9 protein-coding genes are annotated in these 26,067 nt (G+C 70.5%); 4 read left to right on the top strand and 5 right to left on the bottom strand.

The genetic code is table 11. The features are described from left to right. Nucleotides 1-2: 2 nt before the first annotated feature. From BLU29_RS13970 to BLU29_RS13990, 5 genes are read right to left on the bottom strand one after another with little or no spacing between them, the layout of a single operon-like run. Nucleotides 3-1,673 carry a cyclic peptide export ABC transporter gene (locus BLU29_RS13970; RefSeq protein WP_091059103.1) on the bottom strand — a complete coding sequence of 557 codons (1,671 nt, stop codon included), beginning with the start codon at nt 1,671-1,673 and terminating at the stop codon, nt 3-5. Continuing rightward, nucleotides 1,670-5,881 carry a non-ribosomal peptide synthetase gene (locus tag BLU29_RS13975; protein WP_157693880.1) on the bottom strand — a complete coding sequence of 1,404 codons (4,212 nt, stop codon included), beginning with the start codon at nt 5,879-5,881 and terminating at the stop codon, nt 1,670-1,672. The genes BLU29_RS13970 and BLU29_RS13975 overlap by 4 nt, the downstream gene beginning before the upstream one ends. 4 nt (nt 5,882-5,885) lie before the next feature. Further along, the gene (locus BLU29_RS13980; protein WP_091059107.1) at nt 5,886-12,125 is read right to left on the bottom strand and encodes a hybrid non-ribosomal peptide synthetase/type I polyketide synthase; all 6,240 of its coding nucleotides are present in this window, start codon (nt 12,123-12,125) and stop codon (nt 5,886-5,888) included. 1 nt (nt 12,126) lies between these two features. Beyond that, nucleotides 12,127-16,515, bottom strand: a complete 4,389-nt coding sequence (locus BLU29_RS13985; RefSeq protein WP_172830274.1) for a MupA/Atu3671 family FMN-dependent luciferase-like monooxygenase — start codon at nt 16,513-16,515, stop codon at nt 12,127-12,129. Nucleotides 16,516-16,517: 2 nt separating this feature from the next. Further along, nucleotides 16,518-19,751 carry a non-ribosomal peptide synthetase gene (locus BLU29_RS13990; protein ID WP_091059112.1) on the bottom strand — a complete coding sequence of 1,078 codons (3,234 nt, stop codon included), beginning with the start codon at nt 19,749-19,751 and terminating at the stop codon, nt 16,518-16,520. A gap of 221 nt (nt 19,752-19,972) precedes the next feature. Between BLU29_RS13990 and BLU29_RS13995 the strand changes: the two genes are divergently transcribed. The 4 genes from BLU29_RS13995 to BLU29_RS14010 all read left to right on the top strand — a co-directional run bounded on the left by BLU29_RS13995 (nt 19,973) and on the right by BLU29_RS14010 (nt 26,039). Beyond that, on the top strand, nt 19,973-21,154 hold the full coding sequence (locus tag BLU29_RS13995) for a WecB/TagA/CpsF family glycosyltransferase (RefSeq protein ID WP_172830275.1): 1,182 nt from the start codon (nt 19,973-19,975) through the stop codon (nt 21,152-21,154). Further along, on the top strand, nt 21,151-22,392 hold the full coding sequence (locus tag BLU29_RS14000) for a glycosyltransferase family 1 protein (RefSeq protein ID WP_091059117.1): 1,242 nt from the start codon (nt 21,151-21,153) through the stop codon (nt 22,390-22,392). Before BLU29_RS13995 ends, BLU29_RS14000 begins: the two co-directional genes overlap by 4 nt. 201 nt (nt 22,393-22,593) lie before the next feature. Further along, nucleotides 22,594-23,781, top strand: a complete 1,188-nt coding sequence (locus BLU29_RS14005) for a hypothetical protein (protein ID WP_091059120.1) — start codon at nt 22,594-22,596, stop codon at nt 23,779-23,781. Between the two features lie 1,187 nt (nt 23,782-24,968). Next, nucleotides 24,969-26,039: a choice-of-anchor P family protein gene (locus BLU29_RS14010; protein ID WP_091059123.1), complete on the top strand. Its 1,071-nt coding sequence runs from the start codon at nt 24,969-24,971 to the stop codon at nt 26,037-26,039. Nucleotides 26,040-26,067 lie beyond the last annotated feature (28 nt).

A 26,067-nucleotide genomic window follows, 5' to 3' on the forward strand; every position in this document is an offset into this window, starting at 1 on the left:
ATTCAGCGGCCCGGCGCGGTGGCCAGCACCGGCTGGGCAAAGCGCGGTTCATGCTTCGGCGCGGCGACCAGCTGGCCGTAGTCGAGCTTGAGGACGCGGTCGGCGAGGTGGAAATACCGGTCGTCGTGCGTGATCACGAGGACGGTCTTGCCGCGGTTGCGCAGGTCCGGCAGCAGCTGCCGGTAGAAGATGTCCTTGAAGACCGGGTCCTGGTCGGCGGCCCATTCGTCGAAGACATAGAACGGGCGGTCCTCCAGGTAGGCCGTCAGCAGCGCGAGCCGCTTGCGCTGGCCCTGGGACAGCGCGGTGGTGGAGAGGCGGCCGTTGGCGACCTTGACCTTGTGGCGCAGGTGCAGCTGCGAGAGGTAGTCCTCCGCCTGGGCGTCGAGATCGGGTGTCTTCAGGCCGAGCAGGCTCTCGAAGAGGTAGAAGTCGGCGAACACGGCCGAAAAAAGCTGCCGGTAGTCGTCGCGGTTCGCGTCGGTCACGGGCCGGCCGTCGAGGCGGATCTCGCCCGACTCGGGCGGGTAGAGCCCGGTCACGATCTTCGCGAGGGTGGACTTGCCGCTGCCGTTGCCGCCGACGAGGAACACGAGCTCGCCGGCGTGCAGCGTGAGGTTGAGCGGGCCGAGCACGAAGTTGTCCTCGCCCTGCTCGTGGTGGTAGGCGTGGGCGACGCCCACCAGGTCGAGCCGGCCGAAGGCCGCGACCGCGGGGTGGGCGGCACCGGGCGCCGCCTCGCAGGCCCGCGCGCTGAGGGACATGCCGAGGGACTCGACCTTGCGCAGGGCGATGTCGGCGCGGCTGAACACCGACAGGCTGCTCATGACGCCGGCCAGCGGGCCCATCAGGTAGAGCGTGGTGAGCACGTAGCCCGTCATGGTCTTGATGCTCACCTGCTGGTAGAGGGGCAGCAGGAAGAGGATCAGGCCGATGAGGCAGTAGAAGAGCAGGTGCGCCCAGTTGTGCGCGAGGATGAAGCGGGTCTCCGCCGTCACGCTGTGCCGCTGGAACTCGGCGGTGGTGGACTGGAGCCCGTGGTGCAGGAACGCCCCGCGGCGCTCGCGGTGGAGCTTGAGTTCCTTGATGCCCTCGGTCAGCGCCCGGAAGTGGCCGAAGAGCTTGTCCTCCGCCTCGCGGGCGGACACCAGCGAGCGGAACCCGCTGGTGATGAAGAGCCGGTAGCAGCAGGCGCCGAAGAGGATGAACAGCCCCATCACCAGCAGCAGGTGCCACGAAAGCCAGGCGAGGTAGATCGAGCCGCCGAGCAGGATGGCGAAGTTCACCGACAGGGTGGGGAAGCCGAAGAGCGCGGAGGTGAGGCTGGTGATGTCGTCGGTCAGCGCGGCCATGAGCCGGGCCGCGCCGATCTCCTCGAGCTGGCGCAGCGGCACGGCGAGGATCTTGCGCACCAGGTCCCGCCGGAGGTCGGAGACCGCCTGCTGGGAGAAGCGGATGAGCCAGACCTGCGAGACGAAGCCGGTCACGATCTTGCCGAGGACCAGCGCGCAGAAACCGAGCAGCAGCACCCGGGTGATGTGGTCGGGATCGTTGACGATCCCGTTGATGAGGGCGATGAGCCCGGCGTTGCAGACGCCGCTGAACAGGGCGGTGAGCGCGGTGACGAGCACCATGCCCCGGCATTTCTGGAATAGGAACCTGAGCAGATTCATGGCGAGGAAGGAGGCAAACCGGTTCGGGCCGCGCCCGTTTGCGTCCGGTCGAGGCAGCGGCGCAACCGGGCGCTGAGCGTGCGGACATGCGGCTCCATGAAGATCTTTTCATGCGCCCCCGGCACGTTCACCACCTCGACGCCGCCGCCGGCCAGGCGGCCCCAGCCGAACTGTGGGTCGAACGAACAGAGGAACGGCTGGCCGCGGGTGCGGAAAAGCGTGACGCGGCCGGGATAGGGGCCGGACCGGTGGGACCACAGCGCGCGCAGGTGGACCTTCCACAGCTGGATCTCGATCTCGGGGAACAGCGCGACGTCGATGACCTCGTCGAGGTCGATGTCCTCCTGCGCCGGGAGGGGCGGCCGCCGGCGGAAGCGCCGGGCGAGTTTCCGCCACAGGGTGCGTGATTTCCGCCCGACGAAACGCCGGCGCTCGGCCGGCGGCTGGCCCAGGAAGTCCCGCAGCCAGTAGGTCGTGTTTATCGCGAAACGGAGCAGGAAGACCGGCCGCCACCACGGGATGCTCTGGTAGAACCCGTCGGCGGGGGCGCTGTCGAGCAGGGCCAGCAGGGCGATCTCCTCGCCCCGGGCGTGCAACTGCCGCGCCATCTCGTAGGCGACGTTGCCGCCGAAGCAGTAGCCGCCCAGGTAATAGGGTCCGTGCGGCTGCACGGCGCGGATTTCCTGCACATAGTGCGCGGCCATGTCCTCGAGGCGGGTGAATTCGGTCCCGCCCCGCATCGCGCGGGACTCCAGCGCATAGACCGGCTGGTCGGGCCCGAGGTGTGGCACCAGGTTGGTGTAGGTCCACAGGTTGCCGCCGCCGGCGCCGTGCACGAAGAAAACCGGCGGGCGGGCGCCCTTCGGCTGGAGGGCGACGAGGGACGAGCCGTCGTCGCCCGTCCCGTCCAGGCGCAGCTGGCGGGCGAGCTGCCCGACCGTGGGCGCCTGGAAGAGCGTGGCCAGCGGCATCTTCCGGCCCAATTCCGTCTCGATCTGCGCGAAGAGTCGCACGCCCGCGAGCGAGTGCCCGCCGAGCGCGAAGAAATTGTCGTGGATGCCGACCGGCGACACGCCGAGCACCCGCTCCCAGATCCTGGCCAGCTGCGCCTCGGTGCTGTCCCGGGGCGGGCTGTAGCCGGGGTCGGGGCCGATGCCCTTGCTTTCGGGGGCGGGCAAGGCGGCGTGGTCCACCTTGCCGTTGGCGTTGAGCGGCAGTTCGTCGAGGAAGACGAAGGCGGCCGGCACCATGTAGTCGGGCAGTTTTTGCTGGAGATACGACCGCAACTCCGCGGGCGCCGGAACCGGCGGCAGGGCGGTGACGTAGGCGACGAGGCGTTTTTCGCTGCTGGCTGCGCCGGGACGCGCGACCACGACCGCCTGGCGCACCGCCGGGTGCTGCTCGAGCACGGTATCGATCTCCTCCAGCTCGATGCGGAAGCCCCGGATCTTCACCTGCCGGTCGATCCGGCCGAGGAACTCGATGCTGCCGTCCGGCCGCCAGCGGACCCGGTCGCCCGTCCGGTAGAGGCGGGCCCCCGGCCGCGCACTGAAGGGATGCGGCACGAATTTCTCTTCCGTCAGCTCCGGCTGGGCCAGGTAGCCGGTGGCCAGGCCGTCCCCGCCGGCGTAAAGCTCGCCCGGCACGCCCACCGGCACGGGCTGCCGCGCGGCGTCGAGGATGAAGACCTGGGTGTTGGCGATGGGCCGGCCGATCGGCACGGAGCCGCCCGCCGGGGCCGGGTGGCTGATCCGGTGGCAGCAGGTGAAGGTGGTGTTCTCGGTGGGGCCGTAACCGTTGATCAGCCGCGTGCCGTCCAGTTTCTCCAGCGCGCGGGCCACGTGCGCGGCGGAGAGCACATCGCCGCCCGCCAGCAGCTGGCGCACGCCGCGCAGGTTCTCCAGCTGGTGGTCGACCATCTGGTGGAACAGGCCGGCCGTGAGCCAGAGCGTCGTGACCTGGTTTTCCCGGATGAAATGGCCGAGCTCGGCCAGGGACGGCAGCCCGGCCGGGAAAACCACGAGCCGGCCGCCGTTCAGCAGCGCGCCCCAGATCTCGAGGGTCGAGGCGTCGAAGCCGACGGGCGCGAACTGCAGGAAGGTTTCGTCCGGGCCGAAATGCGCGTAGTCCGCCCCCTGCACCAGCCGGACGACGCCGCGGTGCCGGACGCAGACCCCCTTGGGCCGGCCGGTCGAGCCCGAGGTGTAGCTGACATAAGCGAGCGATTCCGCGGTGGCCACGGGCGCCAGCTCCCCGCTGCTTTCCCGGCCGATGGGCCCGTCGCTCGTGTCGAGGCAGACCACATACGGTGAATGGCGCACCGGGCCGGAGACCAAGGGTTCGACGAACCCGTTCACCGCGGCGCGAAGCTTTTCCTCGGTCAGCAGCACCGGGGCCTGGGTTTCCTGCAGCATGGAGGCCAGGCGCTCCCGCGGGTAGGCGGGATCGAGGGAAACGTAGGCGCAGCCGGCCTTCACGATGCCGAGCAGGGCGGCGATCAGGTCGGCCGAGCGCTCGAGACAGACCGCCACCAGCGATCCCGGGCCGGCGCCGAGCCGGCGCACGTAGCGGGCGATCTGGTTGGCGCGGGCGTCGAGCTGCCGGTAGGTCAGCGCGCGGCCGGCCTGCCGCACGGCGACGGCATCGGGCGTGCGGGCGGCCTGCGCCGCGAAGAGCCCGCCGATGGTGGCGTCGTGCGGATAGTCCGTGCGCGGGCCGCACCAGTCGTCGAGGATCTGGCGTTGCTCCGCGGGGGTCAGCAGGGGCAGCGCGGAGAGCCGGCGCCGCGGGTCGGCGACGATCCCCTCCAGCAGCGTGCGGAAATGCCCGAGCAGGCGGACGATGGTGTCGGGCTCGAACAGGTCGGTGCGGTATTCCATCGCCGCGTGGAGCCCCTGCGGCAGCTCGGTGAGCGAGAGCGTGAGGTCGAACTTGGCGGTGCCGTTGTCGAGGTCGAGCGGCTGGATCCCGAGGCCGGCCGCCTGCGGGAGCGGGGCGGCGGCACTTTGCAGGACGAACATCACCTGGAAGAACGGATTGCGGCCGGGGCTGCGGTCGGGCTGCAGTTCCTCGACGAGCTTCTCGAACGGCAGTTCCTGGTGGGCGAAGGCCCCGAGCGCGGTCTCCCGCGTGCGCGCGAGGAGCTCGCGGAACGTGGGGTCGCCCGCGAGGTCGCCGCGCAGGACCAGGGTGTTCACGAAGAAGCCGACCAGCTTCTCCAGCTCCAGCTGCGGCCGGCCCGCGACACACGACCCGATGGCGATGTCATCCTGCCCGGTGTAACGGTGGAGCAGGGCCTGGAAGGCGGCCAGGAGCGTCATGAACAGCGTGACACCCTCGCGCTGGCTCAGGGCCTTGAGCGCGTGGGTGAGGCCCGGTGACAGCGGCACCGCTTGCATGGCGCCGCGCGTGGTGGGCGTGACCGGCCGCGGCCGGTCCGTGGGCAGGTCAAGCGCCGGCACCGCGGCGACCTGGTCCCGCCAATAGGCCAGCGGTTTCTCCAGCTCCGCGGCCTGGAGGGTCTCGCGTTCCCAGACGGCGTAGTCCGCATACTGGATCGGGAGCCCGGCCAGCGGGGCCGGCCGGCCGGCGGCGAACCCCTCGTAGCGTTCGGCGAATTCGCGAAAGATGATGCCCAGCGACCAGCCGTCGGAGATGATATGGTGCATCGTCAGCAGCAGGGCGTGATCGGCCGGGCCGAGCCGCACGAGCAGGGCGCGGAGCAGCAGGTCGCCCGCGAGGTCGAACGGCCGGGCGGCCTCGGCCCGGAGCACGCGCTGGAGTTCCGTGTCGCGGGCCGGATCTGCGAGCGCCGAGAGATCGACCAGCACCGGCTCCAGCCAGCGTTCAGGGGCGATGACCTGCACCGGGCTGCCCTCGTGCGTGGTGAAATTCGTGCGGAAGGCCTCGTGGCGCCGGATAAGGTCGTTGAGGCTCAGCGTGAGGGCGGACCGGTCGAGTTCGCCGGTGAGGCGCACCGCCTGGTAGATGTTGTAGACGGCCTGGTCGGGATAGAGCTGGCCGAGGAACCACAGGCGTTCCTGGGCGAACGACAGGGGCAGGTGGTCGCGCGGGGTCCGCGGGCGGATGCCCGGCGGCCGTTGCCGCAGGTAGGCGGCCGAGCGCGCGCCCTGCAGGCGCTTCTCCAGGAGCGCGCGCTGGGCGCCGGTGAGTTCCTGTCGCTGGAGCGTGAGTTGTTCGTTGGTCATGGGATCAGTCCGCCGGCGGCAGCGCGGCGTGCGCCACGAGCCGGGCCGCCTCCTCGTCGGAAAGGGTTTGGATTTCCTCGACCAGCGCGGCCTCGACGGCGGCCGCCAGCTGGGCGACGGTGGGGGACTCGAAGGCGCGGCGGAGCGACAGTCCGACATGGAACGCCTGCCGCACGCGCGCGAGCACCTGCGTGACCAGCAGCGAGTGCCCGCCGAGGTCGAAAAAGTTGTCGTGGACGCCCACCTGCTTCAGCCCGAGCACGGTGCACCAGATCCCGGCGAGCACCTCCTCGGTCGTGCTGCGGGGGGCGGCATAGGTGGTTTCCACCTCGGACCGGTCGTGCCCGGGGGCGGGCAGCGCCCGGCGGTCGATCTTGCCGTTGGGTGTATGCGGCAGCCGGTCCAGCCGCACGAAGGCCGAGGGCACCATGTGGTCCGGCAGGGCCGACGCGAGCGCGGCCCGCAGCGCCGGGCCGTCCGGGTTGGCGCCGGGCCGCGGGGTGAGGTAGGCCACCAGCCGCCGGTCGCCCGGCGTGTCCTCCCGCACGATGACGACGCACTCGTGCACGGCCGGATGCCGCGCGAGCACGGCCGTGACCTCGCCCAGCTCGATGCGGTAGCCGCGGATCTTGACCTGGTGGTCGAGGCGGCCGAGATACTCGAGGCTGCCGTCGGGCCGGTGGCGGGCGAGGTCGCCCGTGCGATAGAGCCGCGCGGGGGGCGTGTCGCCGACGGCCAGGGTGGGAAACTTTTCCGCGGTCAGCTCGGGGCGGTTGAGGTAGCCGCGCGCCAGGCCGGCGCCGCCGATCCACAGTTCGCCCGGCGTGCCGGGCGGCACAAGCTGCTGGTGCCGGTCGAGCAGGTAGACCTGCGTGTTGGCGATCGGCCGGCCGATGGTCGCCGGTCCGTCGGGCAGGCGCAGGGCGCAGGTCGAGTAGGTGGTGGTCTCCGTCGGCCCGTAGAGATCGTGGACCTTTTGCACGGCCGGCCGGGCATAGAGCTGGGCGACGAGCGGCGCGGCCAGCGGTTCGCCGGCGAGGTTGACCGTGCGCACGGACGCCGGGAGGTCGCCGGTACGGAGCAGTTCCGTGATGGCGGAGGGCACGGTGTTGACCAGCGTGACCTCGTCGCGGGCCGGCAGCGCGGGCAGCTGCAGGGCGTTGTCGGCGAGGATCACCGTCCCGCCGCAGGTGAGCGGCACGAAGAGCTCGAACACCGACAGGTCGAAGCTCAGCGAGGTGGCGGCGAGCACGCCGCGCAGTTCCCCGGGGGTGAAGGTCCCGTGGGCCCAGTGGACGAAGGCCACCGCGCTGCGGTGCTCGATGGCCACGCCCTTGGGCCGGCCGGTCGAGCCGGAGGTGTAGATGACGTAGGCGAGGTGGCCGGCGCGCGCGTCCGCGACCGGGTCGGTGGTGCGTTCGGGGGCGAATTTTTCCGGCCAGTCGGCGTCGAGCCGGAGCAGGGCGCCCGGCGGGAGGGAGCGCGGCACCGGGAAACGGGGCGCACCCTGCGTGAGGAGCACCTTCGCGCCGGCGTCCTCCAGCATGAACGCGAGGCGTTCGGCGGGATAGGCCGGATCGAGCGGCACATACGCGCCGCCGGCCTTGAGGATGCCGAGCACGCCGGCCACCATGGCGGGGGTGCGGGCGGTGCAGATGCCGACCGGGGTGTCGGGGTTGACGCCGAGCCGCCGCAGGTGGTGCGCCACCTGGTTGGCGCGCTCGTTGAGGTCCCGGTAGGTCCAGCGCTCCTCGCCGTGGACCAGCGCGGTGGCCCCGGGGGTGCGGCGCGCCTGCTCCGCGAACATCTCGTGCAGGCACAGGTCGCGCGGATAGTCGGCGGCGGTGCGGTTCCAGCCGGCGGTCACCGCGCGCAGTTCGGCGGGCAGGAGCAGCGGCCCGCGGTGCACGGCGTGGGGCAGGTTGGCCGCGGCCGAACCGAGCAGGAACTCGTAGCGCTCCAGCAGCCGCGCGATGGTGTCGCGGTCGAAGAGCTCCGTGCTGTAATGGCAGTCGAAGGTGAGCGCGCCGTCGGCCTCCGTGACGTTGAAGTTGAGGTCGAAGTTGACGAAGCTCTTCGGGTTGATCGCGATCTTCGCGTCCAGCTCGCCGAAGCGCAGCACGCCGTGCAGGCGGCCGAGGTTGAAGGTCACGTTCGCCAGGGGCACGCGGTTGGGGTCGCGCGGCAGGTTCAGCTTGCGCAGCAGGCCGCCGAACGGGTGCTGCCAGTGCTCGAACGCGTCCAGCACCCGGTGGCGCGTCGCGGCCAGGAAGTCGCCGCCGGTCTGGCCGTCGTCGAGCCGGCTGCGGATGGGCAGGAGGTTGGCGCAGTGGCCGACGAGGTTCCGCCGGCCGCCGAGAACCTGGGCCGCGGCGGGCACGCCGACCACGAGGTCGTCCTGTCCGCTCAGCCGGTGCAACAGCGTGGTGAAAACGGACAGCAGCACCGTGAAGATCGTGCAGCCGTGCTCCGCCGCCAGTTGCCGCACGCCGGCGGTGATGGCGGGGGGCAGCGCGCGGCCCTGGTGCGCGCCGGCATAGGTGCGGGTGGCGGGGCGCGGCCGGTCGGCGGGCAGGTCCAGCACCGGCACCGGGCCGGCAAACTGGCCGAGCCAGTAGGTCTCGGCGGCGGCGAAGGCCGGCGCCTGCTGGCGCTCCGCCTGGTGGCGGGCGTAGGCGCTGAACCGCGCCGGCGGCGGGAGCTTCGCGGCCTCGCCCCGGCGGAGCGCCGTGTAAAGCTCGCCGAGTTCGTAGACCAGCAGGTGCATCGACCAGCCGTCGCAAATGATGTGGTGCGCCACCAGCACGAGCGCGTGGTGGTCCTCGGCGAGCTGCGCGAGCCGCATCCGCCACAGCGGACCCCGCACGAGATCGAACGGCTCCGGCACGAGATCGTCGATGAAGCGGGCGAGGCGCATCTCCGTGGTCGCGGCGGGGTCCGCGGCGGAAAGGTCCGCGACGGGCAGCTCCGCGCGGCCGTCCGCGGCGATGTGCTGGCCGTCCCCGGCGGCGTCGAACGTGGTGCGCAGCGCCTCGTGCCGGTCGACGAGCTGTTGCACGGCGCAGCGCAGCGCCGGGACGTCGAGCAATCCGTGCAGATGCAGGGTGCACGATTCGTTGTAGGCGGCGGACACCCCGGCGCCCAGCTGGGCGGCGAACCAGATTTCGCTCTGGGCGTCCGTCAACGGCACGGTCGTGGCGGGCTCGGTCGCGGCCAGGGGGAGCGGGGCGTTGCTCTGCCCGGCCGGGGCCGGGTGCAGCTGTTCGAGGTGGGCGGCCAGTTTTTCCAGGGAGGGGAACTGCTCGAGCAGCTGGCGCATGGTGACCTCCACCCCGAACTTGTCCTGTACCGCCAGGCTGACCTGGGTGAGAAAGAGGGAGTCGAACCCGAGTTCATGGAAACTCGCCCGGCCCCGGTCGCCCGCCAGCTCGGTGCCCGAGAGTTCGTGGAAAAGCGCCCGCAGCCGGGCGAGCAGCGTGCTCCCGGCGGTGTCGGCGGCGGCCGGACGCGGGGCCGGAGCCGCGGCTTCCTCCGCGTCGTCGTCCCCGGCCGGCGGCGGGACAAGGTCGTTCGCGGTGGCGGCGGGCGGCTCGATCCAGAAGCGCTGGCGCTCGAAGGGATACGTGGGCAGCGGCACCCGGCGGCGCCGGGCGGGCGCGTGCAGGCCGGACCATTCGGGTGCGACCCCCGCCAGCCAGAGGCGCGCCAGCGCCTGCAGGAATGCCGGAACATCGCCCGGACCCTCGTTCGTGCGCCCCAGCGAGCAGACGATGCCCGGCCCGGCGCCGGCGGCCGGATGCTGCCGGGCGAGGGGGCCGAGCGTCTGGCCCGGGCCGACCTCGAGCAGGACGGGCCGTTGTTCGCGGAACAGTGTGCCGATGCCATCGGCATAGCGCACCGGTTGCCGCAGATGCCCGGCCCAGTAGGCCGGGTCGGTCGCCTCCGCCGCCGTGATCCAGCGACCGGTGACGTTGGAGACATAGGGCAGTTGCGGCGGCGACAGCTTCACCTTCCGCACCTCCGCGAGGAAGGCGTCCCGCACCGGCTCCATCATCTCCGAATGAAAGGCATGCGAGGTCGCGAGCCGCCGGCAGGCGGTTCCGCCCTCGCCGAGCCGCGTCTCCAGCGCGGCGATGGCCCCGATCGGGCCGGAAACGACGCAAAGATTGGGCGCGTTGACCGCGGCGAGCGCCAGCGGCGGACTGATCAATCCCGTCACCCCGGCCTCCGGCAGTCGCACGGCCAGCATCGCCCCGGCCGGCTGCTGCTGTACCAGCCGCGCGCGCGCCGCGACGAGCGCAAGCGCGTCCTCCAGCGTGAACACGCCGGCGAGACACGCCGCGACGTATTCGCCGAGACTGTGGCCGAGCATGGCCGCCGGGCGGATGCCACGGCTCATCCACAACCGCGCCAGCGCATATTCGATGACGAACAGGGCCGGCTGCGTGAACCCAGTCTGCCCGAGCTGCCGCGCGGCCTCGTCGCGCCGTGCCGCCGCGGGATAAAGCACGGCGCGCAGGTCGAGCCCGAGATGGGGTTGCAGGATTTCGCAGCAGCGGTCCACCGTCTCGCGAAAGAGCGGCTCGGCTTCATACAGGCCGCGCGCCATGTCGACATGTTGTGCGCCCTGGCCGGGAAAGAGGAAGACGACGGGAGCCTCCGCCCCGGCGGGTTCGCCGGTGAGCAGGTGCTTGGGGTCGGCTCCGCGCAGGGCGCCGATCGCATCTCCCGCGTCACGGCAGACCAGCGCGCGGCGGTGCGCGAAGGGCTTGCGCCCGGCCTGCAGCGTCCAGGCGACATCGGCGAGGTTGAGGTCGGGGTGGGTTTCGAGATGCTGCGCCAGGTTGGCCGTCGCGGCGTCGAGCGCGGTGGCGGTCCGGGCGGACAGCACGAGCAGCTGCCACGGGCCGGCGGGATCGGAGGGCGGAACGGCCGGCGCTTCCTCGAGCACGACGTGGGCGTTGGTGCCGCCGATGCCGAAGGAGCTGACGCCGGCGCGCCGGGGCGTGCCGTTGGCCGGCCAGTCGCGCAGCCGGTCGTTCACGTAAAAGGGGCCGCCGGCGAAATCGATCTTCGGGTTCGGCCGGCGGTAGTGGAGCACGGGCGGCAGCTGCCGGTGCTCCAGGGCGAGCACGGTCTTGATGAAGCCGGCGATGCCGGCGGCGGTGTCGAGGTGGCCGATGTTGGCCTTGGCGGCGCCGAGCGCGCAGAAGCCGGTCGCACGGGTCTTGGCGAAGGCCTTGGTCAGGCCGGCGACCTCGATGGGATCGCCGAGCGGCGTGCCGGTGCCGTGCGTCTCTATATAAGAGATGGTCTCCGGCTCGACGCCGGCCTGGGCCTGCGCCTGGGCGATGACCTCGGCCTGGCCGTCGATGCTGGGCGCGGTGTAGCCGATCTTGAGGGCGCCGTCGTTGTTGATGGCGCAGCCGCGGATGATCGCGTGGACGGAATCGCCGTCGGCCAGCGCCTCGGAGAGCCGCTTGAGCAGAACCAGCCCGGCGCCGTCGCCCGGCACGGTGCCGGCGGCGTCGGCGTCGAAGGGCCGGCAATGGCCGTCGGGCGAGACGATGCCGCCCTCCTGGTGACGCAGGCCCTTTTTCTGCGGGAAGGAAACGGACACGCCGCCGGCGAGGGCGAGGTCGCAATGGTAGCCGAGCAGGTTCTGGCAGGCGAGGCTGACGGCGACCAGCGAGGTGGAGCAGGCCGTCTGCACGTTGAGGCTCGGGCCGCGCAGGTTGAGCTTGTAGGAGATGCGCGTCGTCAGGAAATCCTTGTCGCTGGCCAGCAGCGCCTGGAACCCGCCCGCGCGGCGGAGCGCCGCGGCTTGTGGCAGCACGTTGGCGAGCAGGTAGGTGTTGAGGCTGGCGCCGGCGAAGACGCCGATGGAGCCGGGGCAGGTGTCGGGATTCACGCCGGCGTTTTCCAGCGCCTCCCACGCGCATTCGAGCAGCAGGCGGTGCTGCGGGTCCATGAGCTCGGCCTCGCGCGGGTTGACGCCGAAGAAGGCGGCGTCGAACCACTCGGGCTGGGCGAGCAACGCGCGCGCGCGCACGACGTGGGGATCGTCCTTGGGCAGCGGGCCGTCGAGCGGGGAGGGCTGCAGCTCGCCGGCCGTGAAGAAGGCGACCGACTCGACCCCGTCACGGAGATTGCGCCAGAATTCGCCGGGATCGCGGGCGCCCGGGAAGCGGCCGGCGAGGCCGATGACGGCGATGTCCTCGTGGTTTTGGTCCGGTTGGCTCATGTCACGTCTGCGGGGCGGCCGCGGGCAGCGGCTTGCGGCGCACGGCGGCCCGCTGCTTTTGGGCGCGTTGGGTCGCCTGCTGGTGCAGTCCGTCCCCGACGGGCTTGGCCGCCTCCAGGCAGCGGGCCAGCGAGCGGATGGTCGGATACTGGAACAGCGCGAGCAGGGGCAGCTCGAGGCCGAGCTGCTCGTGCAGCCGCGCCTGCACCTGCGCCACGCGCAGCGAGTGGCCGCCCAGGTCGAAGAAATTGTCGTCCGCGCCGGGGTTCTTCACGTTGAGCACCTTCGACCAGACCTCGGCGATGGCCTGCTCGACCCCGGGGCGGGGCGCCGCGAACGTCGTCGCCAGGGCGGGCCGCGTGGCGTCGGGGGCGGGCAGCGCGCCGCGGTCGATCTTGCCGTTGGGCGTCAGCGGCAGGCGGTCCAGGACCACGTAGGTGGCCGGCACCATGTAGTCGGGGAGGTGCCCGCCGAGGAAGCGCCGCAGCTCCTCGATGGCCGGCGGGGCGGACGCCGTCAGGTAGGCGACGAGCTGCTGGTCGCCGGCGGCATCCGCCCGCGCCACCACCACGCCCTCGCGCACGCCGGGGAAATGCTGCAGCACGCTCTCGATCTCGCCGAGCTCGACGCGGTGGCCGCGCACCTTGGCCTGGTGGTCGAGCCGGCCGAGGAATTCCAGGTCGCCGTTGGCGCGGAAACGCACCAGGTCGCCGGTGCGATACATCCGCGCCCGGTGCTCGTGGCTGAAGGGATCGGGCAGAAATTTTTCCGCGGTCAGCTCGGGCCGGTGCAGGTAGCCGGTCGCGACGGACTCGCCGCCGATGAACAGTTCGCCGGGCACGCCAACCGGCACCGGCTGGAGCTGGCGGTCGAGCACGTAGAGGCGGGTGTTGGCGATCGGCCGGCCGAGCGGGACGGTGGCGCCGATTTTTTCGAGCCGGTGGACCGTGGACCACACCGTCGTCTCGGTGGGGCCATACATGTTGTAAACCCGGCCGGGCAGTTCGTGGTGCAATTGCCCGGCCAGGGACACCGGCAGCGGTTCGCCGCCGACGAGCAGCTGCCGCAGCCGGCGCAACGCGGCGAGCGCCGCCGGCTGGGCGACCAGGGTTTTCGCCAGCGAGGGCGTGCACTGCAGGTGGGTGACGCCATGGTGCACGATCTGCTCGGCGAGGCTGCGCCGCGGGGCGGCGGCGCGGGCCCGCTCCGCGCACAGGTTTTTGAGCCGGTTGAGGTGCTCCAGGCCCGCCAGCACGGTGTCGGTGGCGACGCCAAAGTCGATCAGGCAGGCCAGCTCGTCGATCCCGATGGCCTGCAGGCGCGCGATTTTTTCCACGCAGGACTCGGGCGTGCCGAACAGGCCGTAGCCGGTGAAGTAGCGGTCGAAGGCGGCGTCGATGTGCGCCGCCAGCTCCGCGGGGTCCACCCGGGCGCCCGCGGTGGCGGGCAACTGGTCGGTGAGCGTGCGGACGAGGTCGGCCGACTGCTTGAGATAGGTGCAGAGCGGCTCCCGCACGGTTTCGCGGACCCGGGCGACATCCGGGCCGATGAAGGTGTGCAGCATCAGCGTGACGAGGCCGGTCTCCGGGGCGTGGCCGTGGGTGCGGCGGGCCTCGCGGTAGACGCGGATCTTTTCCTCCAACTCGGCGAAGCTCTGCCCGAGGAGATGGGTGATGACGTTGGCGCCGAGCTCACCCGCCTTGCGGAAGGTTTCCGCATGACCCGAGGCCGTGATCCAGACGGGCAGCTCGGGTTGCAGCGGCCGGGGATGGATGGCGACATCGGCCTCGCCATGGCGGCCGTCCGAGATCCGCACGGATCCGCCGCGCCACAGTTTGCGCACGACGGCGAGATTTTCCTCCAGGACCTCACGCCGGCGGGCGTACTGTTGCGGGGCCAGGGCAAAGTCGCGTTCATGCCAGCCCGAGGCGAAGGCGATGCCAACGCGGCCGTGCGAGAGATTGTCGACCACGGCCCATTCCTCGGCCACGCGGAGCGGGTGATGCAGCGGCAGGACGACGCTGCCCCCGCGCACGCCGACCTTGGTCGTCACGGCCGCGACCGCCGCCCCGGTCACCGCCGGGTTGGGAAAAAGACCGCCGAAGGAGTGGAAGTGGCGCTCCGGCGTCCATACCGCGGAAAAACCGTGGCGGTCGGCGAACTTCGCGCCCTCGATCAGCAGCCGGTATTTGTCGTCCCGGTCCTCGGGCTTGTCCGCCTCGCTGGCAAAGTAGAACAGGCTGAAATCGAATTTCTTCCCGGCGCCCGGCGCCGCTGGCGGCGCCGGGGGGACACCGCCTTCCGCATGGATCACCACCTTGAAGCCGCGGGTCAGCGTCCAGAAAAGCTCCAGGACGGAGATGTCGAACGAGATCGTCGTCACCGCGAGCCAGCAGCCGGGCGGTTGCGCCGCGTCCGCCTCGGGCCCCAGCGCGCGGTTCATGCCGGTAAAGAAATTCACCACGTTCTGGTGCGCGACGACGACGCCCTTCGGCTGGCCGGTCGAACCCGAGGTATAGAGCACATAGGCGGGATCGGAGGGGCGGGCGTCGGGCCCGGCCTGGCCGGCGGGGGCGGCGGCCGGGAGCTCGAGCTCGTCGAGGCAGACGGGCCGGGTCTTTTCCGGCGGCAGCAGGCCGAGGAATTTTTTCTGGGTGAGCACCACGCCGGCGCCCGCATCGCCGATGATGTAGGCCAGCCGCGCCACGGGGAATTTCGGATCGAGGGGCAGGTAGGCGGCGCCGGCCTTGAGGATGCCCAGCAGGCCGACCAGCATCATGACGGAGCGCTCGAGGCAGATGCCCACCAGGGCGCCGGGGCCGATCCCGAGCGTGCGCAGGTGGGCGGCCAGCCGGGCGGCCCGTTCGTCCAGTTCGCGGTAGGTCAGGCAGAGGTCGTCGCCGGTCACGGCGGTGGCGTCCGGCGTGCGCCCCGCCTGCGCCGCAATGAGGCCGTGGACGGTCTGGTCCCGCGGGTAATCCGCGGCGGTGTGGTTCCACTCGGTGAGCAGCTGCCGGCGCTCCGCGTCGGTCAGCAGCGGCAGCCCGCCGATGCGCTGGTCGGGCTGCGCCGCGGCGGCCTGCAGCAGCACGGCCAGGTGCCCCAGCAGGCGCCGGATGGTGGCGGGTTCGAAGAGGTCGGAGTCGTATTCCGCGCGGGCGGTCAGGCCGTGCGCGCTTTCCCCGAGGTAGAGCGTGAGGTCGAACTTCGACGTGCCCGAATCCAGCTCGAGCTGGGCGAGCCGCAGGCCGGGCCAGTTCACCGGCTCGAGCGGCGAGCGCTCGTGCACGAACATCACCTGGAACAGCGGGGCGCGGCTCAGGCTGCGCTCGGGGGAGAGTTTCTCGACGATCTTTTCGAACGGCACCTCCTCGTGCGCCAGGGCGTCGAGCACGGTGGTGCGGACGCGGCCGAGCAGCTCGCGGAAGGTGGGGTTGCCCGCCAGGTCGCCGCGGAGCACGAGCGTATTGATGAACAGGCCCAGCACCGGCTCGGTTTCCTTGCGGTTGCGGCCGGCCACCGGGGTGCCGATGAGCAGGTCGGTCTGCCCGGTGTGGCGGTGCAGCAGCACCTGGAAGGCGGCGAGCAGCGTCATGAACAGCGTGGCGCCCTCGCGGCGGCTGAGCGCCTCGAGGGGCTCGCGCAGCCCGGCGGGCAGGGCGAGGGTCTCGACGTGGCCATGGTAACCCTGCACCGCGGGCCGCGGCCGGTCGGCCGGCAGCTCCAGCGCGGCCGGGCTGCCGGCGAGCTTCTCCTTCCACCACGCGAGCCGGGAGGAAAGGGTCTTGAAGCGTTCGCGCTGCCAGACGGTGAAGTCGCCGTATTGCACGGTCAGCTCCGGCAGCGCCGGCGGTCGGCCGGTGCGCTGCGCGGTGTAGAGGGCGGCGAGCTCGCGGAAGAAGACGGTGAGCGACCAGCCGTCGAAGATGATATGGTGCACCGTCAGCAGGAAGATGTGCTCGTGGTCCGCGAGCTTGAGCAGCTGGATGGAGAAAAGCGGCGGATGCCGCAGGTCGAACGGCCGCCGGGCCTCCGCCTGGGCGATCGCGCAGGCCTGGGCCTCGCGGGCCTCGGCCGGCAGGAGACGCAGATCGGTCACCGGCAGCCTGAAGGGCAGGGCCGGGGCGACGATCTGCACGGGCTGGTCCTGCTGCAGGACGAAGGAGGTCCGCAGCGCCTCGTGCCGGGCGATGAGTTCCTGGAGGGAATGCTCCAGCATCACGGCGTCGAGCGGCCCCGTCATCCGCACGGCGATGGGCACGTTGTAGAGCGCGCGGCCGGGCTGGAACTGCTCGAGAAACCACAGCCGGTGTTGGGCGGAGGAGGCGGGAAAGAAATACGCCCCGGTGGGGACATCGCCGTTGGCGGGAACGGTGGGCAGGGTGGCCATGCTCATTTCCTCGGGGTAAGCGTGGAGCGGGCGGGGCCGCCCGGGGTCGCGCGATAGGGTTGGCGGGGTGCGCGCACCAGGGGCGACGCGGGCCGGGCCACGGGGCCGCGCGCGACGGCCTGCTCGATCGCCTCCGCCAGCGCCGTCACGGTCGGATGTTCAAAGAGGCTGCGCACGGACAGCGTGAGCTGGAAGGCGGCGTTGAGCCGCGAAACGACCTGCGCGGCGCGCAGCGAATGCCCGCCAAGACAGAAGAAATCGTCCTGCGCGCCGATGCCGGCGCGACCGAGCACCTCCGTCCAGATGCGCGCGATGGTTTCCTCGATCTCGCCCTGGGGCGGCGCAAACGGCGGCGCGGAATCGTAGCCCAGGCGGTCGGGCGCGGGCAGGCGGGCCCGGTCAACCTTGCCGTTGGTGGTCAGCGGCCAGCCGGCCACGGCGACAAAGGCCGCCGGCAGCATGTAGGCCGGCAGGCGCGCGCGCAGGAGGGCGGCGAGTTCGCGCGGCGCCGGGGCCGTGTCCCCCGGCGGCGGCATGACGTAGGCGATGAGATGCGTCTGGCCCGCGCCATCCTCGCGCATCGTGACGAGGCTTTCGCGCACCCGCGCATGGGTGTTCAGCAGGCTCTCGATCTCCCCCGGCTCGATCCGGTGGCCGCGGATCTTGATCTGCTGGTCGAGCCGGCCGAGGAACTCGAGGTGGCCGCCCGGCAGCCAGCGGACGAGGTCGCCCGTGCGGTAGAGCCGCGCGCCGGGCTGGAACGGGTGCGGCACGAATTTCTCGCGGGTGAGGTCGGAGCGGCGGTGATAGCCGCGCGCCAGCCCGACGCCACCGACATAAAGCTCGCCGGGCACGCCGACCGGCAGCGGCTGGCGCTGCGGATCGAGCACATAGACCTGCGTGTTGGCGATGGGCGCACCGATGAGCGGAACCGGGGCCTGCGCCGCCTCGGGCGGCACGGGCATCCAGGTGGCGACGACGGTGTTCTCGGTCGGTCCGTAGTGGTTGACGAGCATGCACGGGAGCCGCTCGCCGGGCCAGCGACGCAACCGGTCGCCACCCGTGAGAATGGCGCGCAGGGCGATGTCCGCGGGCCAAGACTCGTCCATGACCGCCTCGGCCATCGGGGTGGGCAGAAAACAGAGGGTGATCTGCCGGTTCGCCAGCCAGGTGACCAGCTGGCCCGGGTCGAGGCGGATCTCCTCCGGCGGGATGTGGATGCTGGCGCCGGACGCGAGGTAGGGCCACATCTCCCAGACGGAGGCGTCGAAGGACGGGCTGGCCAGCAGGGTGGTGCGGTCCGCCGGCGTGATCTGGTAGGTCCGCTGGTGCCAGGCGATCAGGTTGGCCACGCTGCGGTGCTGGATGGCCACGCCCTTGGGCGTGCCGGTGGAGCCGGACGTATAAATGACGTAGGCGAGGTGATCGGGCCCGGGAACCGCGGGGTCGGATCCGGCGCGCTCCGGCTGCGGCGCGGAGGCCAATCCGTCCATGAGTAACACCCGCGCGGCGCCGGCGGAGAAAAGCGGCGCGAGCTTGCGCTGCGTGATGAGCACCGGGGCCTGGGTGTCCTCCAGCATGCCGGCCAGCCGCTCCATCGGGGAATCCGGGTCGAGCGGCACGTAGGCGCCGCCGGCCTTGAGCACGGCGAGAGCCGCCACCACGAGGTCGACCGACCGCGGCAGGCAGAGGCCGACGCACACGTCCGGGCCCACGCCGAGCGGCAGCAACTGGCGGGCGAGCGCGCCGGCCTCGGCGTCCAGATCGCGGTAGGTGAGGTGCCGGCGCTGGTCGACGACCGCCACCGCGGCCGGGGTGCGCGCCGCCTGCGCCTCGAACAAATGGTGCACGCAGAGATCGTCGGCGTAATCGGCCTGGGTGCGGTTCCAGCCGACCAGCACCTGGTGGCGCTCGGCGGTGGTGAGCAGCGGCAGCTGGCCGAGGGGCATCTGCGGGTGTTCGGCGATGCCGCGCAGGAGGGTCTCGAGGTGGCCGAGCATGCGGCCGACCACCTCGGTCTCGAAGCGCCGGGGGTCGTAGAGAATCTTCAGCGAGAGCGTGGCCCCGCCGGCGGCGTCGAGGGCGAGCGGGTAGTTGGGCTGGCTGCGGACGCCGAAGCGCCGCCGGCGCCACGCGCCGCCCAGCGCTTTCAGCGCCGCGTCCCAGCTCGGTTCCTGGTAGTTGACGATGCTTTCGAAGAGCGGCGTGCCGCGCGGCACCTCCGTCCAGCCCTGGATCTCGGCCAGCGGCGTGTTTTCATAGGGCCGGAGGGAGATCCAGTGTTCGCGCAGTTGTTGCAGCCAGGCGACCGCCGGCTGCTCCGGCGGCAGCGCCACCCGCAGCGGCACGGTGTTGATGAGCAGGCCGACGATGGACTCGGCATTCTCGATGGTGGTGTGCCGGCAGGCGCGCACGGCGCCGAACACCACGGTGTCCTCCCCGCTGTAGCGGCCGAGCAGCAGGGCCCACGCGCCTTGCACGAGGGTGTTGAGGGTGAGGCCGTGGTGCTGGGCGAGTTGCTTGAGTTCCGCGGTGCGCCCGGCCGACAGGACGACCTCCTGCGCGCGGTGCACGGCCGTGTCCGGATCGGCCAGGGGGAGGGCGCCGGGCAGGGCCGTGGGGGCGATCATGCCGCGGAGCACCCGGCGCCAGAACAGCTCGGCGTCGCGCCAGTCGTGAACCTGCAGCCAGTCGATATAGTCCCGATAGGCGACGGGTGGAGCCGCGGCCGGTTCGCCTTTCTCCCCATAGGCGGCGAACACCTCGGTGAGCAGCACCACCAAGCCGCGGCCGTCGAGCAGCAGGTGGTGGAAGGAGAAAAGCAGCCGGTGTTCCCGGGGGCCGGTCTGCACGACGGCGAGGCGCCACAGGGGCGGCGTGTCCAGGTTGAAGCCGCGGTGGCGGTCGGCCGCGATCAGCTCCTCCCACTGGCGCTCGACGTCCGCCGCCGCCAGCGCGCGCCAGTCGCGCCAGACGATCTCGGGGGCGCAGTCGGCGTGCACGGCCTGGACCGGCTGGTCCGCGTTTTCCCAGCGGAAGGCGGTGCGCAGGATGGCGTGCCGCTGCGCGGCCCACCGCCACGCGCGCTCGAAGGGCCCCATCTTCAGCGCCTCGGGCAGCGTGATGAGCAGCTGCTCGACATCGACGCCGGGGCGGCGGGCGTAGAGGCTGTGGAACAGCATGCCCTGCTGCATCGGCGATAGCGGATAACTGTCGGTCGGCAGGGCCGTTGGCATGGGTCGTTCGGAATCCACACGACAGCGTAGCGCGGAAGCGGTCGCGGCCAAAGTGGGTGAAGACCTGCCGGTTTCGGATTAATTACCCCAGCGCGGCCTGGTCCGCGGGGCGGATTCCGCCGGCCGGGAAGGGACAGTCCCCATTTTCCGCTGGGGCGTTGTCGCCTACCGTGGTGCGTTGCGACCGGGTGCGGATGAACCGCGCCCCGTCTTTCCCGCCCATGATTTTTCCCGCTCCGACCTTTCACCGCCAAACCGCCGCGCAGCGCCGGCGATTCCGTCCCGCGGCACCCGCCCCGGCGCGCTGGCCGGTCGCCATCCTCGGGGTGCCGTTCGATTCCGTGACCATCGACAGCGCGATCGCGCGGATCGCGGACATGATCGCGTCGCGCCGGCCGGCCTACGTGGTGACGCCCAACGTGGATTTCCTGGTGCAGGCGCGGCGCGACGCCGAGCTGCGCCGCATCCTGTTGGAGGCGCACCTGGTCCTGTGCGACGGCCAGCCGCTGGTCTGGGCCTCGCGCTGGCTGGGCAATCCGCTGCCGGAGCGCGTGGCCGGCGCCGACCTGGTGCCGCGCTTCATCGCCCTCGCGGCGCAGCGCGGCTTCCGGCTGTTCCTGCTCGGCGCGACGCCGGAGGCGAACAGCCGGGCGGTCGCGCGTCTGCAGGAGCGGCACCCGGGACTCGTGGTCGCGGGGCATTATTCCCCGCCGTTCCGGTCGCTCGAGGAGATGGACAACGCGGAGATTGTGCGGCGCATCCAGGCGGCCCGGCCCGACGTGGTGCTGGTGTCCTTCGGCTGCCCGAAGCAGGAGAAGTGGATCGCCCGGAACTACGGGTCACTCGGCGTGCCGGTCTGCATCGGCGTCGGGGCGACGATCGACTTTCTGGCGGGACAGGTGCGGCGCGCCCCGCGCTGGATGCAGCGGTCGGGGCTCGAATGGATTTACCGACTCGCCCAGGAGCCGCGGCGGCTGTTCCGCCGCTATGCCGTGGACCTGCGGATTTTCAGCGAGGCGATTTTCGCGCAGTGGTGGCGCATGCACCGCTGGGGAAAACCGGGGGCGTCCGCCGTCTCGGACGCCATCACCTGGTCCGGGCCGCGCTGGCAGGTCGCGCGGGTCACGGGACATCTCGACCGCCCGGCGATCGAACGCGCCGCCGACGCCTGGCGGGAAATCGGCGACCGGCAGCATGACTGCCTGCTGGATCTCGCCGAGGTGGATTTCATCGACAGCACCGGCGCCGCCCTGCTGGTGGCACGGCAAAAGCAGCAACACCAGGCCGGCCGCCGGCTGGTGCTGTTCCGGCCGAGCGAGCCGGTGCGGCGTTCGCTCGGCCGGATGAACCTGCTGTCATTCCTCGAGCTGGCGGAAAGCACGCCGGTGCGAGACGCCGCATGAACATCGGACTCTCCACCTCGGTTATGCAGCGCGGCCGGAGCGGGGTGGCCCGGTATGTCCTCGCCCTGGTGCGGGCGCTGCTGCCGTCGGCCGGCCGGCACCGGTTCACGCTCTTCATGCTGGAGGAGGACCGCCCGTTGCTCGCCTTTGCGGAGCCGGCGATGGAACTGGTGACCGTGTCCGAGCGGTTCCGTCCGCCGGGCTGCGACATCTTCTGGCACCAGACGGTGCTGCCGCGGCTGGCGGCGCGGCACGCGCTCGACGTGCTGCACGTGCCCAGCTACCGCCGGATGCTGTGGGCGGCGCCCTGCGCGCTGGTGGCGACCATCCACGACCTGGCGCCTTTCCATGTGACGGGCAAATACGACCGGGCGCGCATGTTCTACGGGCGCGTGGTGGCCCGCCGGCTGGCGCGGCGACAGGACCGCATCATCGCTGTGAGCCAGGCGACGGCCCGGGACATCCACCGCCATTTCCAGGTGCCGTGGGAAAAGATCGACGCGATCCCCAACGGGCTCGATCACGACCGGTTCCACCCCGGCAACGCCGCCGTCGCCAAGGCCTGGGCCATGCTGCGCCACGGCGTGGCCCGGCCCTTCTTTCTTTACGTGGCCCGGCTCGAACATCCCGCCAAGAACCATGTGCGGCTGATCGAGGCCTTCAACGGCTTCAAGCGGCAGACCGGCTCGGACTGGCAGCTGGTGCTCGGCGGCGGCGACTGGCACGGGGCGGAGGTCATTCACGCCGCGATCCGCCGTTCGCCGCACGCGGGCGACATCCACTGCCTCGGCTTCGTGCCGGAGGCGGAGCTGCCGCGATGGTATCACGCGGCCGAGGCCCTGGTCTTTCCCTCGCTGTTCGAGGGCTTCGGCCTGCCGCCCCTGGAAGCGATGGCCTGCGGCTGCCCCGTGCTCTGTTCGACGCGCGGTGCGTTGGGCGAGGTGGTGGGGGAGGCGGCCGCGCTGGTGGATCCCGAGGACACGGGGGAATTGCAGCGCCAGCTCACCCGGCTGGCGGTCGACGGGGCCTGGCGGGCCACGCTGCGCGCGGCGGGCCTGACGCAGGCGGGCGGGTTCGACTGGGCGAAGACCGCCGAAGCCACGCTGGAAATTTACGCCCGGGCGGCGTTTGGCGACAAGGCCGGCGGACTGGACCCGGCGAAAGGCGCCGGCGCGTTTGGGCTGTCGGGGCTGTATTCCAGGGTGCGGGCGGGTGGCATCCGGAGAATCCTGCACTGACCGGAAACGGCCGGCTGCCCGGGAACACGGCACGATGATCTGGCGTCCAATTTCCGGCTTAACTGCATTCTTGGGACCGTCGGCACCGGCGCCGCCCGCGTTGGTGTCCGGTCACCGGGTGCAGCCACACCGTCCGCAGGGCCGGCCGCGTCGGCCGGGCCCCCCCTTGGGACGCAACGCAGACAAGAGAAAGGAGAAACCATGAAGACAGAAACTGAGAATCCCGCCCGGGCCCGGCATCCTGCCGTCGGCCGGGGCCCCATCCTGGCCCTCGCCTTCGCCCTGATGTTTGGCGGCGTCACGAGGACAGTCGGCAAGGAGATGGAGTCGGAGCAAGGCGACCGTGCCCGCGAAGGTTTCAACAAGAAGGGCAATGTCCTGATCGCCGACCAGTTCAACAACCGGGTGATCGAGGTCGGTCCCGACGGCGGGATCGTCTGGTCGTTCGGCCTCGGGCCCACGGATTTCACCGAGAAATCCGTCATCGGCTGCAACGATGCTGAACGCGCCGGACGATTCACCCTCATGGCCGGCACCGGCACGCCGGGGGGCGTCATCCCGCAGAGTCCCAAGGGCGCACCGGACAACCGCGTGCTCATCGTCGACGAAGCGGGCAAGGTGATCTGGCAATACGGGCAGTTCGGGCAGACGGGCAACGGGCCCAACCTCCTGAACACCCCGGTCCAATGCACCCTGGTCCCCCGGATGCACGTCCTGATCACGGATCAGGGCAACAACCGGGTGATCGAGGTGAATCCCAGGAAGGAGATCGTGTGGCAGTATCCGGGAACCAACCAGAACGCGGCGGACCAGCTCAACAGCCCGAACTCCGCGGAATTGCTGGAGAACGGACACATCCTGATTGCCGACGAGAACAACCACCGGGCGATCGAGGTTGATCGCCAGGACAAGATCGTGAGCACCTTCACGGCGGGTGGCACGGTGAGCACCGTGGCATTCGCCAGCCGGCTGCCCAACGGTCATACGCTCCTGACCGATTCAGGCAACGCCCGCATCGTCGAGGTCGACCAGAAGGACGCCGTCGTCTGGACCTACTTCACGAACAAGGCTGCGCTCAGTATTCCCGCCCCGCAGCCCACCCGGGCCGTGCGGCTGAAGAACGGCGACACGCTGATCAGCGACCAGTTCAACAACCGGGTGATCCGGGTCGATGCCAAGGGCACCATCGTGGCCAGCTTCGGCCTGCCGCTCGCGGGCGGGACCGGTCCGATCGGGACCAATTCCGGGTATGATCTCACGTCCGCCCAGAAGGGTCTCTATGCACCTTATGACGCCAAGGTGATCGGTGACTACACCGGCCTGACCCGCCCGCGGGATATGGACGAAGATGACGACGACGAGCACGACGACGAGCACGGGAACGACTGAATCCTGAGGCCGGCCTGGCTCCGGTCCGTTGTCTTCCCTATCAGATGCGCCCGGTGCCGCATGCACCGGGCGTATCTTTTTCCAATACCTCCTATCGAGGATTACCTATCGAAGTGGCGGCGAGGTGTGTCGGAACCTGACGGAGTAGTGCCAGGGAGTGGCTTCAAACCTCCGAAAAGGACCGCTAATGAGATTTCACCAAAGGCGAAATCCACGCTCACCGCTCCGACTGATCGTCTCCGCTGGTCGCTTGGGGTCTGCTGATCGCAGACCTTTCAGCCCGCGATTAGCGGGCCCCCGAAACCCACCGCGCAGACGATCAGCCGGAGCTGCACTCCGTAAAGTTCGCCTTTGGCGAAATCCTATTAGGGAGTGTTTTCAAACCCGGTTTGTCATCCTGAGCGAAGCGAAGGATCCACGGCAACGAAGGCCATATCGCGAGCGAACGCATGGATGAGGATGTCGCTGCGCTCGGAACTTCACTTCGTTCAGAATGACAGGAAACGGGTATTTGTTGGGTTTGAAAACACTCCCTGGTGGTGATCTTGGGTGGCGGGTCAGTTCCAATCTGGCGAACAAAGATGAAGCCCGCACTCCGTGCGGGCTTGAACCTGCACGGAGTGCAGGTTCCACCAAGCTGACCCACTACCTGACCCTGCCTTGGCTTGCTCTGGCTGGACTGCCCTCGGGTTCAAGGGCCCGCTAATCGCGGGCAGAAAGGGCGGCGATCAGCCGCCCCCTGAGCCTGACGGCGGAGGCGATCAGCCGGAGCGGTGAAAGTAGATTCCGCCGTTGGCGGAATCCTTTTAGTGGTCCCCCCTTCCGAGCTTTGAAAACACGCCCCAGCAGTCCCGGGGATCGGTCGAGCGCCTGCCTGAACGCGCCGCCGGACGGGGGGTGAAGCGGTCGAGCCTGCCATTTGGGGCGGCTGGGAAATCAGCCGGGGCATCGATGGGTTTGTTCTGGGGTGAACGCTCCAGTCGTTTCCTTGCCCATCCGGCTCTGACGCGCGCGGGTTTCAACTGCCGGCGTTTCCTGAGCCAACCCGATAATTTCCGCCGGCTTCCGGGACTAGAATGTGCGCAGTCGGTCGCAACCGTGGCCGGCGAAGTATCAACCCGAAAACAAAGGATAAGCGTATGAATGCTATATGTGGGCGTCCCGGACGCCTGATTCCCGCCGGTGTGATGACGGCCCTGCTGGGCTGTTGTCTGATCGGCGCACGGGTGGAGGCCGCGTCAACGGCCTCCACCACTTACCAGGGCCAGGCGAGCATCGTGGTGATAACGAACAGCAATTCGCTCCCCGGAGGCTCGCTCTTGCTCTGTGACACGGGACCGCTTCCGAGCACGGGTGGTTCCCTCGAACAGACGGTCTCGAACGTAAATGTCGCCAACGGCGGCCTGGTCATCGCCATGGCCCGGGCTACGACGGTGGGCGATGGGCCCCAGACGTTGTCGGATACCGTCATGACCGGCTTCAGCGTCGAGCTCATGCCGCCGAATGGCGGCATGTCGCTCGTCACGGCCGACTTTGTCGGCAGCACGGCGACCGCCACCTGCGACAAGAACGGCAAGGCGTCGGTTTCCGCCAGCGTCAACATCCAGAACCTGGTCGTCAACGGCCAGGCGGTGACGGTGACCGGCGCCGCCAACCAGGTGGTGCCCTTCCCCGGCGGCCGGATCGTCATCAATGAGCAGGCCAGCGACGTAACCAGCGGCTCGGGCGTGATCACGGTGACGGCCCTGCACGTCATCGAGGATGGCTGTCTGAACGGCCTCTTCGGTTTCGCGCAGGCCGGCATCACCTGCCCGAGCAGCGCGCCGCCCCCGCCCCCTAGCGCCTGCGGCAAGCTTACCGGCGGCGGCTGGATCACCGGCACGCCTTCGGGGGCCAAGGGCACGTTCGGCGTCAGCGGCGGCATCAAGGACGGGGCGTTCTGGGGTCACCTCGAATACATCGACCATGACACCGGCATGAACGTCCACTCCACAGCCGTGACCGGCTTCACCATCGATCCTGCCACGCCGAACTGCGCCACGATCACCTATAACGTGGACATCAACGGCGTCTCGGGCGGCACGGCGACCGTCGTCGCCTGCGACAACGACGACACCGGCCACGGCGAGCAGGGACCGAAGGACAGCTTCAGCATCAGCGTGTCCAACGGTTACTCGGCCGGTGGAAATCTGGGCGGTTCGGATCCGGGCGGCGGCACCATCCAGATGCACAAATGCCCGCCCGGCTGGATGAATTAGCATCCTTGTTGCATCCGTGCGGCCTGGG

The sequence above is a fragment of the Opitutus sp. GAS368 genome, from assembly GCF_900104925.1.
Lineage (GTDB): Bacteria > Verrucomicrobiota > Verrucomicrobiia > Opitutales > Opitutaceae > Lacunisphaera.